This is a genomic window from Mycobacterium sp. NGS15 (genome assembly GCF_059813245.1).
In genome coordinates, this window is sequence record NZ_JCALEF010000006.1 from 622,523 (window position 1) to 639,820 (window position 17,298).

Below are 17,298 nucleotides of genomic sequence, written 5' to 3' on the forward strand. Positions count from 1 at the left end.
TCTGGTTTGGTCACTTACGGGCCGACAGCATGGTGTTCAAACGGGTGATCCATTCCGCGGTTTCGGGCAGGTCGTGCACTGTCTGGCCGTAGTGGCCGCGAGCATCGGGGGGTACCGGTGTGGTGGCGTCGATGACCAGCTTGTCGCTGATACCCGGGGGCACCGCTCCCGGATCAAGGTTCATCACCGACATGTTCGGCAACTGCACGAGGTCGCCGGCGGGATTGACCTTCGTCGACAACGCCCACATCACCTGGGGCAGGTTGAACGGGTCGACATCTTCATCGACGATGATGGCGATCTTGACGTAGCCGAGCCCGTGCGGGGTTGTCATCGCTTTCACACCAACAGCTTTGGCGAACCCACCGTAGCGTTTCTTGGTAGATATGATCGCCAGCATCCCGTGCGTGTACATGGCGTTGACGGCCTGCACCTCAGGGAACTCGGCCTTGAGTTGTTCGTAAAGCGGCACACAGGTAGCGGGGCCAATCAGGTAATCGATCTCGGTCCACGGCATCCCGAGATAGAGCGTCTCGAATATCGGATTAGTGCGGTAAGAGACGCGGTCGATACGAACCACAGCCATCTTCCGGCCACCGGAATAGTGGCCGGTGAACTCGCCGAAGGGACCCTCTAGCTCACGCTTGCGACCTTCGATCACACCTTCCAAGATCACCTCGGCACCCCACGGAACATCCAGCCCGGTCAACGGCGCAGTACTGATGGGATACGGGGCCTGGCGCAGCGCACCAGCCATCTCGTACTCGGACTCGTCGTATTCCAATGGCGTACCGCCCATCATGGTGATCACCGGGTCATTGCCCACCGCGATGGCGATGGGTAGGTCCTCTCCTTTTTCTTCGGCCTTGCGGAGCTGTAATGCGATGTCATGCATGGGCACTGGCTGCAGGCCCAACTTGCGCGTGCCCTTGACCTGCATCCGGTAAATACCGACATTCTGTTTGCCAAAGTTCTCGGGATCATCGGGATCCCGGGACACTACCGGCGCCTTGTCCAGGTAGAAACCACCGTCACCATCGTTGAGACGGAACAGCGGCAATAAGGAGAACAGGTTGATGTCGTCGCCTTCGACGAAGTTCTCTGCCCACGGAGGATTCTCCCGCCGCTCGGGGGCAACGGGAAACGTATTCCACCGCCGGATGAACTCGGTGACCTGATCCTTCATCGCGGTGTCCATCGGCATGCCAAGGGCCAGAGCGTGGTTGCGCCACGATCCGTGCAGTCCCATCGCGACCTTGGCATCGGCGAACCCGGCAATGTCCTCGAACATTAGAGCGGGAGCCGCATCGCCCAGCCTGCACGCCGCGTTGGCTGCCGCCGCCAAGTCAGGCTCGGCCACGACCTCCTCGGAGATCCGGAGTAGTTGACCTTGCTGGTCCAGCTCCGAAAGAAAGCTGCGCAGATCATCAAATACTTTACCGCTCATGATTATTCACCTCACTGATTGATTTCGGTAAGCCCGCCCAGCGGCGTGCACGGGGCGTTGGTAGGCCGAACTGATCCAGCACTCGGGCGACAGTGTGATCCACGATGTCGTCCACGGACTGGGGGCTGTTGTAGAACGCCGGCATGGGCGGAACGATGTGTGCGCCCATCCGGGATAGCGCCAGCATGTTTTCCAGATGAATCTCACTCAGCGGCGTTTCGCGTGGTACCAGCACCAGCTTGCGCCGCTCTTTGAGAATGACGTCCGCCGCGCGTCCAAGTAGCCCGTCGGCGTACCCGGTGCGGATACCCGCCAGACTCTTCATGCTGCACGGGATGATCACCATCCCGTCGGTCCGAAACGACCCTGAGGAAATCGGGGCGGTCTGATCGTCGGGCCCATGATGATGGTCCGCCATGGCCGCTACATCACTTGCTGTGTAGGGAGTTTCCAGCTGGATGGTGGTCCGCGCCCAGCGCGTCAGCACCAGGTGGCTCTCCACCGCGGGCTCGCGACCGTCCAAACGGCACTGGTCGTTGATTTCGCGCAAGGCGTGCAGCAACGCCACACCCAACTGCGCCCCGGTTGCGCCGGTAATTCCGACAATCAGCCGCATACCGCCTCCACGGCGGTATGCCGGCCAACATTGCCAGACCGCGCATAACCAACGGGATTCCTGTCTGGCGCACCGCACCTCAATGCCGCCTCGGCCGCGGAGTGCCGGCACCTCCCACATCCATACAAACTCATCGAACACCTCATGCGTCGTTAGGTACTTTCGTTCCATACACCTCGCAACGCTAGAGCCATATCTGCATGTGGTCGTGTACTAGACCGGCCTTATTACATGCATAATCGGACACATGCCCGATATTTTTCTCCCGGTCCCCGACGTGCCGTACATCAGCAGCATCGGTGCGTTGCCCGGCATCGAAGTGATCGACATCGCCGGTATCGCGGACCGCGCGGCCGCGCACCGGGTCGACACCTACGCCCCGTCGCGGCTGGCTTTCCATTTGCTGTTGGGGCCGCAGGACGGCGTCCTGGAATGCGCCGTCGATTTCGTGCCCTACTCAGCGCACTCCGGTGACTGGCTGTGGATCCGCCCCGGACAAGTGCATGAGTATCTATGCGATATCCGCGGCATCGAAGGAACGGCAATACTCTTCACCGGAAACTTCCTTGATCCCGCCACGGTCAAAGCTGCCCGCATGGACGCACCGCCGGATCGCTGTCTACGACGAAGAACCGACGCCGTCCACCAGGTGCAGGACTCGCTCACCGCGATTTTGAGAGCCGAATACTGCAATTCGGCAGATTCGTCGGTGCCAGCTCAAGTGGAGATGCTCCGCCATGTGCTTGCCGCACTGATCTTGAAAATCGGGACGGGCGAGATCGAATCTCGGCATCTTCCCGAGGAGGTATTCGAGTTGTTCCGCAAGGCGGTCGAGGAGCACTTCCGTACGTCGCAACGCGTCGAGGATTACGCGGCGCGGCTCGGCTACAGTCCACGGACCCTCACCCGTGCCGTGAACGCGGCGACCGGTCACGGCGCTAAACGCTATATCGACGAACGGGTCCTGCTAGAAGCGAAACGTCTTTTGTCACATAGTGACTCGTCCATCAACGCGATCTCACGCCATCTCGGATTCGGCACATCCAGTGACTTCACCCGTTTCTTCAGGCAGCGGATCTCGCTCACCCCCGGGGCTTTTCGCGACAGCCTGACGACCAAGACCCCACCGGACCCCGCACAAGATCACGCTCATCACTCCTCCTGATAACTGAAGTCATGCCACCCGGGGGCAGCACTTCACCTCCCGCACCCCCCGCGCCAGTCGTCGACTCTCCGACCCAAGCCACATGCGTGTAACGCCCGCCCCTCACACGGGCAGCGCATTTGAAGACGCATCTGCTGGCGGGCTACAGAAAGACACTCATCTACGCCTGCAGGACGCTCATTTCCATCAAGGCTTTGCACCCCAAATGATTCCGCTATGCCCGGCCTCAAGGGCCGACTCGGGAAACGGGCATCCGTTTCACGAGTCACTTGTGGAATCCCTGTGCAGTCCCATGAATCCTCCCTATGCCGCGCGGCACTCATCAGCGCGGCGGCTCGATCGGCATGGTGGGGCACCGTAACCAGGCAGGAGACGCGAACCACACTGAGATCTTTGAGTTCCTAGGCGGCGCTGGTGCTCATGCCGCCGCACATCGTTTTGGTTTAGGCCGAAACCATGGCGCATTACAGGCCTGCTGTTGCAGCGTGCAGACATAATCGATGCGGTCCATCGAGGCTCCGCATGGTCTAGCACGAGGAGCAGATACCTGATGCAAACCGAAAATGAAACTGCCAACGAGTCACCAGAATCCTTCGACAGTTATGTCGACGACAACGGGAGATTCCGCGAGACAGATTCCGTTGTCAGAGTCGACAAACTCGAGCGCAACGCGCCAGATCTGCGGCGCCAATTCCACACCGCCGAGCCATTTCCGCACCTGGTGGTCGACGATTTCCTACGCTTGTCCCCGGCCGCCGCCGATGCCTTTCCCGGTATCTCCTGGCCCTGGTGGAACCAATGGGATGACGGATACATTCGGAACAAATGGTTCTGCGCTGAAATCGACCTCATCCCAGAACCATTCAAAACTGTCATCAGAGAACTCAACGAACCGCGCTTCCTGAGCGTGCTCGAAAAAATCACCGGCATCGGGCAGTTGCTCCCCGATCCATATCTGTTTGGGGGTGGCATTCACCTCAGCGGCTCGGGCGGGGTCCTGACTCCCCACACCGACTTCCACTACCTGCGCGCGCTAAACCTCTACCGGCGCATCAACGTTATCGTCTATTTGAATGACAGCTGGTCGCTGAATGACGGAGGTTGCCTATCGCTCTACGATGCGGAGGGCCGGGCCGTCCAGACGGTCGTTCCCGTCTGGGGCAGGGCCCTCATCTTTCGCACCGATGACCAGTCGGTGCACGGATTTCCCCTCCCTGTCACCGAAGGCTCATGGCGACAATCGCTCGCGCTCTTCTACTACACAGCTGCTCCAGCTGACAGCTTCGGTGGTGACGAGACGACGTACTACCGAGAGCACGGGGAGCAGGACGGTATCGCTCGCAAGGCCCGACTACTCGTCTTCAGGCGCCTCCTGAACCTCAGCCGCAATATCAGCATGGTTGCGTATGTGGTGAATCCCAATCTCGGCATACCCGCCGTCAGGGCTCATTTCGCCTATCTCCGCAGGGCCAAAGCCCGCGAGATAGCCAGGAAATTGCGGCGCTAGGACCCGGGCCGACGACGCGCCGCATACCACCGAGACGGCGTTGTACACCCAATCTGGTTTCACATTGAAGGGCAGCCACCGGCAGCCAGGACCACAGAGGTGCAGCTTGTCGCGCGATCACCCCTGGTGCACTAACCAACGCTTCGTACCATTCAGACTGTTGACGGCAGCAACAACAAGGAGGCAGGAATGGAAGGCTTTCGCGGCAAGGTCGCGGTGATCACCGGCGCAGGATCAGGCATCGGGCGCGCTTTGGCGGTCGAGCTGGCCCGCTCGGGCGCCAACGTCGCCATCAGCGATGTGGACACCAAGGGACTCGCCGAGACGGAACGCCTGGCCAAAGCCTTCGGCGCCGAGATCCGCACGGACCGCCTCAATGTTGTTGAGCGCGAGGCATTCCTGCTGTATGCCGATACCGTCAAGGAGCACTTCGGCAAGGTCAACCAGATCTACAACAACGCCGGCATCGCCTATGCGGGCGACGTTGGTGAGAGCCCGTTCAAAGACATCGAGCGCATCATCGACGTCGATTTCTGGGGCGTGGTCAACGGCACGAAGGCCTTCCTGCCGCACCTGATCGCTTCCGGTGACGGCCACGTCGTCAACGTCTCTAGCCTGTTCGGCGTGCTGTCTCTGCCCGGCCAAAGTGCCTATAACGCCGCCAAATTCGCCGTGCGCGGGTTCACCGAGTCGTTGCGCCAGGAGATGATCGCCGGCAAGAAGCCGGTCGCGGTTACCTGCGTGCACCCCGGCGGTGTCAAGACTGCCATCGCCCGCAACGCCACCGCCGTCGAGGGTATCGATGTGCAGGCGGCGGCGGCCGTCTTTGACAAGTACCTGGCGACCACCAGCCCGCAGGCCGCCGCGCGAATCATTCTCACCGCAGTACGCAAGAGGAAGCCCCGCGTGCTAGTCGGACCCGATGCAAAGGTCCTCGACGTGTTAGTCCGGGTCATGGGAGCTCGCTACCAGGACCTATTCTCGGTATTTACAGGCCTCGCGGTACCTAAGCCAAACTAGTTCGGCCCATGGCCTCATCTCAGCCACGATGAATCGGGCGCTAATCTTGGGCTGCATAGCGGTGCACTAGGCCGCTGATGGTGCTTCGATGGAGCGTTAGGCGTAGACCGTGCCCTATGACACCCTGGACTGTTTGACCTGCCCGACGTCCTCACGCCGACGCACCACGTGGAAAGGGTTCGCGGAGAGGGTCATCGACCTGGCCATGGCCGGTTTGTACAACCCGGCACAGCTGGATGTGCTGAAGCGGGCTGGTGAGATCGTGCGCCGGTCAGCCGAGGGAGGGTAGCAGCAACGGCTGTAGCCGGTAACCGGGCGGCTCGGTGCCGTGTAGATGTCGCACAAAGTAGTCCCAGGTGCGACGTAGCGAATAGTGCAGCCAACCGTACAGCGAGTGCTCGGCGCCAGGAATCATGATCAGGTCGAAGTCCTTGTCCGCCTTGATGAGTGCGTCGGCCAGCCGCATCGTCATATACGGGTGTGCGTTGTCGTCGAGTTCACCGTGGATGAGCAGCAGCTTGCCTTTCAGGTTGGCGGCCAGCGTGGTGTTCGAGATCGCCGCTTTGCCTTCGGTACTGAGATCGCCGTGGTAGTGCTCGGCCCACATTGCCAGGTTGAGGGCGTTGTCGTGATTGCCCGAGACCGCGACGGCCACCGAGTAGAAGTCCGGATACTGCAGCACGGCACGCGCCGCGGCGAACGCACCGGCGGACTGTCCCGTAATCCCGACCCGAGCAGTGTCCAGCCACGGATACCGCTGTCCGAGTTCGCGGATCGCGGCGATATGGTCGTCCAGGGCGCCGGCGTTGCCGAGATCCCCATAGGAGTGGTCATGAAATGCCTTGCTGCGCCCCGCGCTTCCACGACCGTCGATGGCCACCACCGCGAACCCGAGCGCGGCGAAGGCCTCCGGCTCGCCATAGTGCGGCGGGTTGAACATCGGTCCGGCGCGGTAGAGCTGCGGCCCCGGATAGATGTGTTCGACGATCGGGTACGTGCGGTCCGGGTCCAGATCGTGCGGTCGCCAGAGCAGACCGTAGATGGGAGTCTTGCCGTCCGCTGCGGTCGCCCGGAACCGCTCCGGCGGTTGCCAGCCCAGAGTCTCGAGGTCTTCGGTGTCGGGCGTCTCCAACTCCACCACCACTCGACCATCCCTGTCGAGTACCGCCGAGCGTGGCGGCTGGCTCGGGCTTGAGGCTCGATCCACAAGGTAGCCGCCCTGCGGCGGGCTGACCGCGTCATGGTCCAGCTCGTCATCTGTGAGGCGGGTGAATCCGGTGCCGTCCAGTCCGATTCGGCAGAGCTGCCGCAGATACGGGTCGGCCTCGACCAGACCGGTGGCCGCGAAGTACACCTGTCGAGCGGTCTCGTCGACCCATAACAGGCTGCTCACCAGCCACGGCCCGGTGGTGAGCTGGGTGACCTGAGCGCCGTCGGCCGAATAGAGGTACAGGTGACCCCAACCGTCGCGCTGCGACCACCACAGGATCTCGTCGGTTTCCAGCACCCGCACCATGTGCGGGTCGCCGAGCAGCACGGTCGGGTCGACCCGCGTCTCGCCCGTGTCGGTGATTAGCGTGCTGACCGCGCCGGTCGACGGGTCGAGGCCACGCAGTTGCAACATCCGGGCGTCACGCGAATGGTGCAGGTAGTGAACGGCGTCCGCACTCGACCACCAGGCGTAGAGGAGTGCGACATTGTGCATGATCGGTATCGGCTCGGTCTGCTGCCGTACGATCGTGTGTTGCTCGACGTCGAGCACATTCCAGGTCATCGTTGCAACGGTGTCCTCGCCGGGCATGGTGTAGCGGGTGCGGTGTTCCACCGGCCGGCCGCCGTCGGCCGGGCTGGATTCGACGAGCACCAGTTCGGGCACCTCGCGTTGATCGATGCGCGCAACCAGGATTCGGGTGGAGTCGGGCGACCAGTGCAGGATCATCGGCGGCGGTATGCCGAGTGCACGTGTCAGTGCTCGCGCGCCGGTAGTCTCCGGCATACCGCCGTAATCGAAGTAGGGTTCGGCGTCATCGGTGAGGGCATGTTCGGTGCCATCGGCCCGGTTGCGGACCCAGATATTTCCCTCGCGGCGGAACGCATCCCAGCGTTCGTCGGGCGAGGGGATCCCGCCCGGAATGGGTGCGGCGGTGTCGGATTCGGTACAGGCGTTGTCCGCCCATTGCCAATTCCGGCCGAATGCGCTGAACAGTACGGTGTCGTCGGCCCGGATGTCCACGGCCTGTATCGATAGATCGGCACCGGTCACCGCCTGCCCCGCCGCCACCGACAGTGCGGCGGCCAGCGCGTCGTGGTCGAAGGCGGCACGACGCGTCTTCGCGCCGGGATCGACCGCGACGTAGCGGGTTCCGATGCGGTACCAGAATCGGGCACCGTCGGCGAACCACTGTGGTGTCAGCACGGTGCCCGGCACGCGCCGGGCCCGGTGCGGGAAAAGCATCTGTTCGGCACGCGCGTAATCGGAATCGCTCAGCAATGTCGTCACACCAGTCATCCAACACTCGGACGTAGCGGCACAGTCAAGAGCGACTTGACCGTGCCGCAGCGGCACAGCGTCTGGTGGACGAATGTCGTTCATCGCCGTCGCCTACCTGGGTTCACATTTCCTGAGTTTCCTCGGCAACGGGATCCTGGCGGTGGCATTGCCGTTGATCGTGCTGCGGACTACCGCGAGTCCGCTCAGCGTCGGCGCGGTCTCGACGGCGACCGCGGTGCCCGCGCTGTTAGTCGGACTGTGCGCCGGGGTGCTGATCGACCGGGTGAACCGGCGTACCTGTTCGATCATCTCGGACCTGGTGTCGGCTGCCGCCGTGGCAGCAATCCCACTGGTGGATTTGGCGACCGGACTGACCATCGGCTGGCCGGTGGCGCTGGCGATCCTCGGTTCGTTCGGCGACATCCCGGGTATGACGGCCCGGCAGGTGATGCTACCGGCGGTGGCCCGGCACGCCGGGGTGCCGTTGGAGCGGCTGATCGGTCTGCGTCAGTCGATGACCTCGGCGGCGCTGGTGATCGGGCCGGCCGCGGCGGGCACACTGCTGACGTTGTTCGACGGCAGCACGGCGCTTTTCGTGACGGCGGCGACGTCATCAGCAGCAGCATTGGTCACCGCGACCCTACCAACAAGGCTCGGCGAGGTGGAAAGTGCTGCCGCCAAGCATGATTCGCTGCTGGGTCGACTGACCGCCGGCGCGGCTGCGCTGCGAGGCAGCCGGTTCCTGATCAGCACCGTCACCCTCACCGTGGGTCTGGCGGTGGCGCTGGGAGGCCTGCAGGGACTGGTGTTACCGCTGTACTTCAGCGAGTTGTCCCGACCCGATCTACTGGGTTTCGTGCTGACCGCGCTAGCAGTCGGCATGCTGGTCGGCACCACGGTGTTTGCCGTAGTCAGCGCGCGGTTGTCGCGGCGACGGTGGCTGATCGGCGCGCTGAGCGGGACAACTGTGGGATTCCTGCTGCTCGCGACACTGGCCGGTCCGGGCTGGGTGTTCGCAGGCGTCGCGCTGTTCGGTATCGGCAACTCGGTACTGGGAGCGGTGCTGGGAGTGCTGCAGGCTCAACGCATCCCGGACAGAATCCGGGGCCGGGTGCTGAGCCTGCAGAACTCCTGCCTGCAGGTGGCCGTCCCGGCCGGAGTCGGACTCGCAGGTCTGGTGGCCGAATGGGGCTCGCCGGTCGCGGCCGGGCTCGCCCTGTTGGCCTTCTGGCTTTCGGTGCTAGTCCTAGCGGGGGCGGCGTCGCGCCAGTCGACCGGTGTGTAGCTGGAGCGTCGTTCTGTCCGGCACCGCGGTGCTGATGCTGGCCGCTTGCGCATTCGTCCGCTCGAACAACCTTCGCCCCTGCGGCTTAGGCAAGGTGACCCGTGACGTGTTGTTAGATGTGAGGGCCTCCTTCGAACACCCGGACGTGACGGCATGGTCAAGTCGTGCTGACGGATGCGGTCGACTGTGCCGCAACGGAAGCACCTTTGGTGACAGTCGATCTGCTGTGGGGCTTGACCATGTCGTGGATTGCGGTTGCCGTGGTTGGCCCTCCCGACGTCGCCGAGGCGATCAGAACGATCGGGAGGGGGATCATGCCGGTATTCCGGGCGAGTTCCCGAAGATCCTCACCTCGTCATACCTGGTGGCCATCCCTCTAATCTCCGCGGTCAGTATCCGAGCCCGTGATACAAGATGCCCGCACCGTTATAGGCGATGTGCACCATGACAGCAGGCCAGATCGAACCCGAGCGCCACAGCAGGACACTATTGGCCAAACCGATCATGAGGGCCAAAGGCATCACGCTGTTGATCCCATGTGCCACAGCGAAAACTGCCGCGCTGAAGACCACGCTGATACAGCTCCCCCAGCGGAACAGGAAAGTGGCGAGCACACCACGAAATAAAGCTTCCTCACCGAGCGGCGTCAAGATACCGCCCAGCCCCACTGCCACGATAAGAGGCGCTGCTCCCGACCGAGCAGCATCACGGTAGGGCTGCTGAACACCCTCCGACCCCGGAAACAGCGGATCAAAAATCGCCGAAACCGGCCAACTAAGCCCGAAGCACGTCAGGCCGATTACGACGCCGGTTAGCAGCCACAGGAGACTCGTATGCCGCAACCCGAACGGACGGACATCACGAATCCGAACGAGGACTGCAGCAGCAAACCCTCCCAACGGCGCAAGCCCTGAAATCAGGAAGTTCACATGTCCGAGAGCAATGGGGAAATCTTCCGGCACGAAGTATGCGGCCACGCCGCCCACTAGATACAGAAAGACAGCGGTGGCCGCAGCTACACCAAGTTCCAGCCAGCCGGGCCGAGCAGGTCCGCTCGCCACGCCAAAGTCCTCTACAACGCTCATGTGGCGAAGTATCAGCTATGCCCCAAGGGCACACTCAAGCCTCGCGGCGCTGCCTCAACAACACCCTCGACCGCACCCTCTACGGCGGACGCATGCCCGCCCACACCGCCAGCCGCCAACACGGCGTCATGATCGGATTCGCGTTGGGCCGCAACGCCATCGCCCACTACCTACACCAGCGCCGTCAAAAAACCACCACGCCCTAACAGGGCACCCCTTTACCCACAGCCTAGTCACACGGGCCACACATATCTCTCCAACATCACACGCATCATCGGCAACGTCTCTCGACTCGCCACGAGCCGACGTTCGGAGCAGGTCCGCCCACCCGCTAGAGTTTTAGACACCTATTCACACAGGTCCCCCGCCCTCGGGGACATGTTGAAAAACCAATTGCCACTGGTCAGGGGCGACTAGTTTGATAGCCCCGGAACGCGTACTGGCCAATTCCGGAACGCGCTGGCCTAACGGACACCAGGATGCTCACGATCAAGGATCGTCGTGACTCCGTTTCTTGTGTAGCCTGCGCGGGTCCAGTCGGTGCGGGCATCGCTTGGCCACGTGACCTCGGCCGCCAGATATTCCGCGAGAACAATGCGTACCCGTACTGCTTCTCCCCGCCACAGGTCCACAGCGAAGCGATACATGCCGTCCTGCACGACAGTCCAGCCATCAACTTGATCTGTGGACGCCAAAGCACGCACGAGTCCCCGGCTACCCACCTCAGGCAGTAGGAGATCGCCTTCTGGCGCTTCGAACGTGCGGCGGCATTCAGGCGACAGGACCTCCAACGCCGTGAACCAAATCTCTGGGCAATCGAATCGCACCTCAGCGCACTCGAACAGAGGTGGCCACGCGCGTTCTTGATCAATACATTGTTGAACCTATCTGAGTCCGGGTTCCAGAGCACGGGCGCGCTGGGCAAAGGCGGTTCGCATCGCGCTCGCTCCATCTGCGCGCGAAGCCGCGGACTTCGCGCCAACGCCTTACCTGCTTTGGGATCAGATTGATGATCAGGTTCCGTCGAGCCCGCCAGAACGCAGCTAAGAAACGTGCGGACATACTGCTCGTCAGCGGAGAATCCGTTGTTGCACTTCTGGCAGGCATCCACCGTAGATAGGTTTGGCGGATACGGCTTGCGGAGCAAGACCTTAGAGGGCACGTGGTCGTCCGTACGGCCTCCGCGATCCGTGAACGTGCACCCGCAGAAGAGGCAAATCCCCGACATTCGTGGCCTGGCACGCTCATCCAAGAACTCACGAATCTGGTCCATCCACTGGATACTATGGCGCCATCACGACCGATTTCGGCGGCTGAGGAAACATCCGTGGTTTTGATCTCCACTGGGGTAATGCACCCGAATCGCCGGTTTATTGCGCGACCACACTGAGCAAACCTGGCCGCCTACCACTGACATGAGACGCCAAACATGATCGCCGAGAACGCAGCTTCTCCATCCGACCGCACTCGCGCGGTGATGCGCGGCAACCGATCTCGTGACACAAAGCCTGAGCTGGCTGTGCGCCGCCTACTTCATGCCAGCGGCCTTCGGTACCGCGTCGACTTGCGGCCAGTACAAACCGTGCCAAGGCGAGCGGACATTGTGTTCACGCGTGCGCGTATCGCTGTCTTTATCGACGGATGCTTCTGGCACGGATGCCCCACCCATTACGTTCCGTCGAAGACCAACACCGAGTATTGGACACCGAAAATCGATCTGAATCGGATAAGAGATCGCGAAACCGATTCGCTTCTCACGGCTTCCGGCTGGAGAGTCCTTCGATTCTGGAGCCATGAATCAGCCGAAAACGTCGCGACTGCTATCCGCGAGGTGTATCAGACGAGTCGGTAACCGGTCGGCTGCGTGTCGCCGGCATCTCCTCTAAGACAGCACCGACGACCGGTTGTGCCTCCGAGCGGGACAGCCAAAGCAGAGTCGGGTCGCCCAGTGATACCGATGTTCGTAGCGGACCGGGGCGGTAGTCGGACAGCGACTGAAGCAGTGCTTGTGCGGCGGCCCGAGCAAGTGGCGGAGGCACGCTATTTCCCACCTGGCGGTGGCCATGCCAATTGGTGGTGTGGAAACGAAACCAGTCCGGGTAGCCATGGAGCCGGGCTGCCTCACGCACTGTGATGACGCGGTTCTCCGTCGGGTGGATGGGCCGGGGCGAGGTGTGGGCACCCCGTTCTGCGCCTGTACCGGCACGCAGAGTGCGGGCTGGACCCTTTACCGGAAGGCGGTACAGACGGCTCCGCGGTTCGACGGTAGCCGGCTTCGTCAGCTTGAACCGGGCGACGGTGCCCGACTCGTGAACCGTTCGCCGCGACCCCGTCAACAATTCGCTTTCCCACTGCCTCGGGCGTGATCGATCTCCGGGCAGCGAGTCCAGGCCGGCGAGAGCCCTCGCGTACTCACTCGACGTATTGCGAAGAAGCTTGAGATCGTTGGCCTTCAAGCGAACCTCATCCGAATCGAGAAGCCGTTCGTACCGCGTAGGTGATGGGAGTCCAGCAAGCGCATCGGACACCGAAATCTCGCCGTCTCGCGTCTGGGGCCGCCGAGGCGCGTCTCCCTCGCGTGAACCCAGCATGATCACTCGTCGGCGAACTTGTGGGACACCGAAGTTCAGGCTGTTCACAACCGAGTCGGTGCCCGAAATCTGGAACCCGGCGTCGCGTAGGCGACGGATCGCGGTCTCCCGAACGTCGGCGAATTTCGACTCCAGCAGCCCCGCCACATTTTCGAGGCAGAACGTACGGGGCCGCACTTCCTCGATCAGCCGAACGAATTCCAGAAGCAACTCATTGCGCTCGTCGCCTTCTTCACGCTTTCCTCCAGTCGAAAATCCTTGGCACGGAGGGCCTCCCACGATCGCATCGAGTTCTCCCGGCCATTCTTCCCCAGGGTGCATACGCCGAAACCCCTTCTTGGCGGCATCCAGCACCTGCTCTCCAGACAGGTTCGCGATATTCCGGCACAGCATCTCGCACTCAGGAAAATTGAACAGATGCGTGGCCGCATGCACCGGGTCATACTCGGCCGCAGCGACCACATCGAACCCCGCCTGCTCGAAACCAAGCGTCAACCCACCGGCGCCGGCAAACAAATCGACAGCAATCGGCCGGGTCGACGGCTTGCGCGGGCGGGCGCGGTCTTCAGTGTTCACTCTAGGACGATCGCACATTTATCGCGAGGAGGCCGGGAGATTCTCAACGATTCGGCCAAACGTGTCGGGCGTCACGAACACATGCTTGCATGAGCCACCGACACTTCTCTCAGCACGTCCCGTAGCGACACCAGTCCATGACTCCTCGGTACCGCTTCATTGCGTCGAGCCCATTAAGTACCCGACCGTTACGGGTAGCGGCAGTTAACGCACAGATTGGAAGAACATAGGATATCGCTGATAATGCTGAATGAAGGAATCAAGTTGCTCTTCCGGCAATTCAAATCCCATACTTCCTAGGTCTTCTACATTCAGCGACTCATTCGGAAGTAAGCTTCTAATGGCGGCAACTTCTTTGACAGTTAGGTGAGGGGTCTGGATCATTCTCCCCACTTTGCCTGGCCAATCATCACTCGAAAGAATTTCCCGTACGGAAGTTAAGCGCTTCGACTCTGCGAATACCCATCCAACCGTTACCATTGGAGTTCCGTCGCGGTAAGATACGCGATACATTTCTTCACATCTATCTTCTCTGCCTATTTCAACCGAATGTCCGTGAATATAGTCCAACGTTGATTGCGCCAGAATCTCTGTGACTACTCCCTCTGTCTTTAGTAGCTCAATTACATCATCGGCAGCGTCTATTTGATCCGTCATCAGGGCTGACCCAAATAGCTTATTTAGGTATTCGAGCCGGCCCTTGGGCGTCGAATACCCTCCAGTTGATGCACTAAACGTTACGATCAGAATAGAATTAGTAACCAACCGGTCCGTAAGAGTTTCGAGTTCTTGAAGTTTTTCTAGATCTAGTGGCTTATCGTAGTCGAGCCATACTAGCCAGGGGCCAGGAAAACGCTCAAAGAGATCCGGTATCACTTCCCCGGACCGCCCGTGCACAACGTCTACCGTCCTATACGGCTTATTAAATACTGCACGCGAGTATATATGATAATCCTCCTCCAAAGAGACCATCACATCAACACCTAGGGTGCGATGCGCTATGTCGAAGTCCACGAACCAAACCGAGCCGAAACCGATGTATGTGTAATTTGCGAAATCAAATACACCGCTCAACCTGCGCAATCCATCGAATACAATGTCCCTAGCGATCGACTTGTTCTTGCGCAAACTAAAATCTATGATATTTGTTGTCGAGGGCATTTATCTAGCCAACTCGCTCTTTGTACACCATATCGAAGGTGGTAATGCCGATGTTTCGATAGGTCATGCTAGGGTCACCCAATGCTTCGGCTAGCTCTTTTACCTTCTTCTGTGAGACTGAATAATTGATGTTAGCCTTTGGATCATTCTTTCCTTTCCTCACTGGAACCTTTATTTCTTCTCTATCCTCCACTTCAAACAGATCGGTTCCCGTGAGGTGGGTCTCGAGCTCCTCCAACTCCTGGAGATTACTCTTTCTAGCGTTGGTGTAGTCAATCCAGGCACGCGCAGGTGTCTTCATTTTTGGAATTGCCCTTCTAAAGACACCCGAAGACACATCTACACTGCGTTTTGTTGTCGTCATTGGCAGGTCTTCTGGATTCTGCGAAGTAAAGAGAACGAATCCAACAAATCCCGTGTACTGCGGGTGCCACCTAGGATAATGCTTGCCCCAACCGGATAGCTCTGAGCGGTCTGCGGCTAATACAATCCGACCATTGCAGGCGACATACCATCCTGAAAGATCAGCAATATTCACGTTGGCATCCTGTTCTGGGTCAGAATCCAGAGGAGGGCGAAATTGCATGCCGGCAATAATCTCCACACCAACGGTGGAGTCGGTGTATTTGGTCCGCATTGGAGAGAACTCATCGTTGTGCAAAAGTTCGACAATCCATGGCCCAACCGGCTGTGTATTTACTGTTATTTGCAGCCCCCGACGGAGTGGGATCATATATTCGCGTGCGATAATCTGCTTCAATTCTGCATGAAATACCTTGCTGCCGAACTGTTGACTTGCAGAGTCATTAAGCTGCGCTATAGATATTGATATACCAGCCTCGGACTCGGCATCCGCATCGTCCACATCGAAATCCCAATCAAGATCCTTGTCGCGCATCCAATCATCAACAATGATAGGTACGTTGAAGGCGCTAAGTTGACCATTGTCACTGAAGGTACTCTTTATGTTGATGCTATTTCCGATCTTAAAAATAGCCCGCTTCATCCCAATTCCGTAAACACCAACCGAATATGATTCAGGCTCATCGTCCTCGTCGCCATCATCATCATCACGTCCGAAAGTAAAAGCATAATCGGCCGCGAGCTCGAAAGAGATACCTCCACAATTATCGGAGATCGCGAAATGTTCCTCGGAAAGTTGGACGTCGATGCGGAATTTTTTCAAACTTGCGTCACTAACCAACCCATGTGGTGTATTGCCAGAGTTCTTCCAGGCGCTATCGATGGAATTGTCAATGAGGTCAAGAATGCAATCGGACAGAGATATATCTCTCGTTAACATCCGAACAAAGAACGCTTTTGTTGGATTCGCTTTGACAGTTCGACGATCCATCAGCCCTCCTCAATTGGGTCGCGGAAATGATCGTACAATCTAGTTGGGTTCTACGCGGTATGTTCCGCGGCACACACGTCGACCATGTGATGAAACTGGGCATGATCGCCCTGGCGCAACCGCACTCTGGCGCCGCCGTGCCTACCCCCTTCGGCACCATCGAGTGCCGTTGCGGCGATGACCACGTGATCTGGACCGACAAGGCCGCCTGCACGAGCGCACCATTCTCGATACTGGCGAGGGCCATCTACAACCCCTCCCTACGGCCAAGGTCTACGACCGCTGCTACGGCTGGTGCGAAGACAGCGAAAGTCTCAACAACACCCCTCGATCGCACGCTGTACGGCGGACGCATCACCGTCCACAGCGCAACCCGCCAGCACGGCGTCATGACCGGATTCGCATTGGGCTGCATCGTAATCGCTCACTACCTTCACCAGCGCAATCAAAAAACTGCCGCGGCCTAACCAGGCACCCGTCTACCTGCAGGCCAGTCACATACGCCCCACAGGGCTCATTGGATCGCACAGGCACCACCGGCACCACCTTTCGACTCACCCGAGCCGACGTCCGAAGCACCCCCACCGACCCGCTAGAGTTTTAGACACCTATTCACACAGGTCCCCCGCCCTCGTAGCTCAGGGGATAGAGCACGGCTCTCCTAAAGCCGGTGTCGCAGGTTCGAATCCTGCCGAGGGCACTTAACTCAGTGTATTGCGTCGGGTGATGCGTGACATTTTGTCTCCGGTTGATGGGCGACAGTGTTTCGGCTGATGCTCGACAGTTGTTTCGGCTGATCCTTGACACTCCCTTGATGAGGGAGTTGAGCGTGGCCGAGCAGAGGTATCAGGCCGTGTTGGCCGTGATCAGCGATGGTTTATCGATATCGCAGGTGGCATCGAAGTGTGGGGTGTCGCGTCAGACGTTGCATTCGTGGTTGGCCCGCTACGAGCAAGCGGGCCTGGAGGGGTTGATCGATCGGTCGCATCGGCCGGCGAGC

16 protein-coding genes and 1 tRNA gene are annotated in these 17,298 nt (G+C 60.1%); 10 read left to right on the forward strand and 7 right to left on the reverse strand.

Features of this window, described 5'->3' with window-relative positions:
• Positions 1 to 10: 10 nt before the first annotated feature.
• Together AC5Y5C_RS20855 and AC5Y5C_RS20860 are read right to left on the reverse strand one after the other, a co-directional pair.
• Positions 11 to 1,447, reverse strand: a complete 1,437-nt coding sequence (locus AC5Y5C_RS20855) for a non-oxidative hydroxyarylic acid decarboxylases subunit C (RefSeq protein WP_499975950.1) — start codon at positions 1,445 to 1,447, stop codon at positions 11 to 13.
• On the reverse strand, positions 1,437 to 2,063 hold the full coding sequence (locus tag AC5Y5C_RS20860) for a UbiX family flavin prenyltransferase (RefSeq protein ID WP_499975952.1): 627 nt from the start codon (positions 2,061 to 2,063) through the stop codon (positions 1,437 to 1,439). Before AC5Y5C_RS20860 ends, AC5Y5C_RS20855 begins: the two co-directional genes overlap by 11 nt.
• 247 nt (positions 2,064 to 2,310) lie before the next feature.
• Here AC5Y5C_RS20860 and AC5Y5C_RS20865 point away from each other — a divergent pair, with 247 nt between their 5' ends.
• The 4 genes from AC5Y5C_RS20865 to AC5Y5C_RS20880 all read left to right on the forward strand — a co-directional run bounded on the left by AC5Y5C_RS20865 (position 2,311) and on the right by AC5Y5C_RS20880 (position 6,044).
• Positions 2,311 to 3,228: a helix-turn-helix transcriptional regulator gene (locus tag AC5Y5C_RS20865; protein ID WP_499975954.1), complete on the forward strand. Its 918-nt coding sequence runs from the start codon at positions 2,311 to 2,313 to the stop codon at positions 3,226 to 3,228.
• Positions 3,229 to 3,778: 550 nt separating this feature from the next.
• Positions 3,779 to 4,735, forward strand: a complete 957-nt coding sequence (locus AC5Y5C_RS20870; protein WP_499975956.1) for a 2OG-Fe(II) oxygenase — start codon at positions 3,779 to 3,781, stop codon at positions 4,733 to 4,735.
• A gap of 189 nt (positions 4,736 to 4,924) precedes the next feature.
• On the forward strand, positions 4,925 to 5,755 hold the full coding sequence (locus AC5Y5C_RS20875; RefSeq protein ID WP_499975958.1) for an SDR family NAD(P)-dependent oxidoreductase: 831 nt from the start codon (positions 4,925 to 4,927) through the stop codon (positions 5,753 to 5,755).
• A 109-nt stretch (positions 5,756 to 5,864) separates the two neighbouring features.
• On the forward strand, positions 5,865 to 6,044 hold the full coding sequence (locus tag AC5Y5C_RS20880; protein WP_499975961.1) for a hypothetical protein: 180 nt from the start codon (positions 5,865 to 5,867) through the stop codon (positions 6,042 to 6,044).
• On the opposite strand, the gene AC5Y5C_RS20885 is transcribed toward AC5Y5C_RS20880, so the two are convergent.
• Complete coding sequence (locus AC5Y5C_RS20885; protein WP_499975962.1) at positions 6,027 to 8,255, reverse strand: S9 family peptidase; 2,229 nt, start codon at positions 8,253 to 8,255, stop codon at positions 6,027 to 6,029. The two genes, AC5Y5C_RS20880 and AC5Y5C_RS20885, sit on opposite strands and share 18 nt — an antisense overlap.
• 82 nt (positions 8,256 to 8,337) lie before the next feature.
• On the opposite strand from AC5Y5C_RS20885, the gene AC5Y5C_RS20890 reads away from it, so the two are divergent.
• Entirely contained in the window at positions 8,338 to 9,531 is a 1,194-nt protein-coding gene (locus tag AC5Y5C_RS20890) for an MFS transporter (RefSeq protein WP_499975964.1), read from the forward strand.
• 389 nt (positions 9,532 to 9,920) lie between these two features.
• Here AC5Y5C_RS20890 and AC5Y5C_RS20895 read toward each other — a convergent pair whose 3' ends face one another.
• On the reverse strand, positions 9,921 to 10,616 hold the full coding sequence (locus AC5Y5C_RS20895) for a CPBP family glutamic-type intramembrane protease (protein WP_499975968.1): 696 nt from the start codon (positions 10,614 to 10,616) through the stop codon (positions 9,921 to 9,923).
• A gap of 17 nt (positions 10,617 to 10,633) precedes the next feature.
• Between AC5Y5C_RS20895 and AC5Y5C_RS20900 the strand changes: the two genes are divergently transcribed.
• The gene (locus AC5Y5C_RS20900) at positions 10,634 to 10,822 is read left to right on the forward strand and encodes a hypothetical protein (RefSeq protein WP_499975970.1); all 189 of its coding nucleotides are present in this window, start codon (positions 10,634 to 10,636) and stop codon (positions 10,820 to 10,822) included.
• A 1,223-nt stretch (positions 10,823 to 12,045) separates the two neighbouring features.
• Complete coding sequence (locus AC5Y5C_RS20905) at positions 12,046 to 12,468, forward strand: very short patch repair endonuclease (RefSeq protein WP_499975972.1); 423 nt, start codon at positions 12,046 to 12,048, stop codon at positions 12,466 to 12,468.
• Here the strand turns inward: AC5Y5C_RS20905 and AC5Y5C_RS20910 are convergent.
• From AC5Y5C_RS20910 to AC5Y5C_RS20920, 3 genes are all read right to left on the reverse strand, one after another.
• Positions 12,437 to 13,783 (reverse strand): DNA cytosine methyltransferase, encoded by a 1,347-nt coding sequence (locus tag AC5Y5C_RS20910; protein WP_499975973.1) that lies wholly within the window; start codon positions 13,781 to 13,783, stop codon positions 12,437 to 12,439. The two genes, AC5Y5C_RS20905 and AC5Y5C_RS20910, sit on opposite strands and share 32 nt — an antisense overlap.
• A 204-nt stretch (positions 13,784 to 13,987) precedes the next feature.
• The gene (locus AC5Y5C_RS20915; RefSeq protein WP_499975976.1) at positions 13,988 to 14,944 is read right to left on the reverse strand and encodes an O-methyltransferase; all 957 of its coding nucleotides are present in this window, start codon (positions 14,942 to 14,944) and stop codon (positions 13,988 to 13,990) included.
• Between the two features lie 4 nt (positions 14,945 to 14,948).
• Positions 14,949 to 16,298, reverse strand: coding sequence for an ATP-binding protein (locus AC5Y5C_RS20920; protein WP_499975980.1), 1,350 nt, complete (start codon positions 16,296 to 16,298; stop codon positions 14,949 to 14,951).
• 59 nt (positions 16,299 to 16,357) lie between these two features.
• Between AC5Y5C_RS20920 and AC5Y5C_RS20925 the strand changes: the two genes are divergently transcribed.
• The 3 genes from AC5Y5C_RS20925 to AC5Y5C_RS20935 all read left to right on the forward strand — a co-directional run.
• Positions 16,358 to 16,765, forward strand: a complete 408-nt coding sequence (locus AC5Y5C_RS20925) for a hypothetical protein (RefSeq protein WP_499975982.1) — start codon at positions 16,358 to 16,360, stop codon at positions 16,763 to 16,765.
• Positions 16,766 to 16,925: 160 nt separating this feature from the next.
• Positions 16,926 to 16,998, forward strand: a tRNA-Arg gene (locus AC5Y5C_RS20930).
• 114 nt (positions 16,999 to 17,112) lie between these two features.
• Positions 17,113 to 17,298 (forward strand): helix-turn-helix domain-containing protein (locus AC5Y5C_RS20935; protein ID WP_499975985.1); only part of this gene is annotated, 186 nt, incomplete at its 3' end.

What these genes read in the sequence shown, in the direction of transcription:
- AC5Y5C_RS20855 (WP_499975950.1), bottom strand. Translation starts at nt 1,447, where the DNA reads ATGAGCGGTAAAGTATTTGATGATCTGCGCAGCTTTCTTTCGGAGCTG.
- AC5Y5C_RS20860 (WP_499975952.1), bottom strand. Translation starts at nt 2,063, where the DNA reads ATGCGGCTGATTGTCGGAATTACCGGCGCAACCGGGGCGCAGTTGGGT.
- AC5Y5C_RS20865 (WP_499975954.1), top strand. Translation starts at nt 2,311, where the DNA reads ATGCCCGATATTTTTCTCCCGGTCCCCGACGTGCCGTACATCAGCAGC.
- AC5Y5C_RS20870 (WP_499975956.1), top strand. Translation starts at nt 3,779, where the DNA reads ATGCAAACCGAAAATGAAACTGCCAACGAGTCACCAGAATCCTTCGAC.
- AC5Y5C_RS20875 (WP_499975958.1), top strand. Translation starts at nt 4,925, where the DNA reads ATGGAAGGCTTTCGCGGCAAGGTCGCGGTGATCACCGGCGCAGGATCA.
- AC5Y5C_RS20890 (WP_499975964.1), top strand. Translation starts at nt 8,338, where the DNA reads ATGTCGTTCATCGCCGTCGCCTACCTGGGTTCACATTTCCTGAGTTTC.
- AC5Y5C_RS20895 (WP_499975968.1), bottom strand. Translation starts at nt 10,616, where the DNA reads ATGAGCGTTGTAGAGGACTTTGGCGTGGCGAGCGGACCTGCTCGGCCC.
- AC5Y5C_RS20900 (WP_499975970.1), top strand. Translation starts at nt 10,634, where the DNA reads ATGCCCCAAGGGCACACTCAAGCCTCGCGGCGCTGCCTCAACAACACC.
- AC5Y5C_RS20905 (WP_499975972.1), top strand. Translation starts at nt 12,046, where the DNA reads ATGATCGCCGAGAACGCAGCTTCTCCATCCGACCGCACTCGCGCGGTG.
- AC5Y5C_RS20915 (WP_499975976.1), bottom strand. Translation starts at nt 14,944, where the DNA reads ATGCCCTCGACAACAAATATCATAGATTTTAGTTTGCGCAAGAACAAG.
- AC5Y5C_RS20920 (WP_499975980.1), bottom strand. Translation starts at nt 16,298, where the DNA reads ATGGATCGTCGAACTGTCAAAGCGAATCCAACAAAAGCGTTCTTTGTT.
- AC5Y5C_RS20925 (WP_499975982.1), top strand. Translation starts at nt 16,358, where the DNA reads ATGTTCCGCGGCACACACGTCGACCATGTGATGAAACTGGGCATGATC.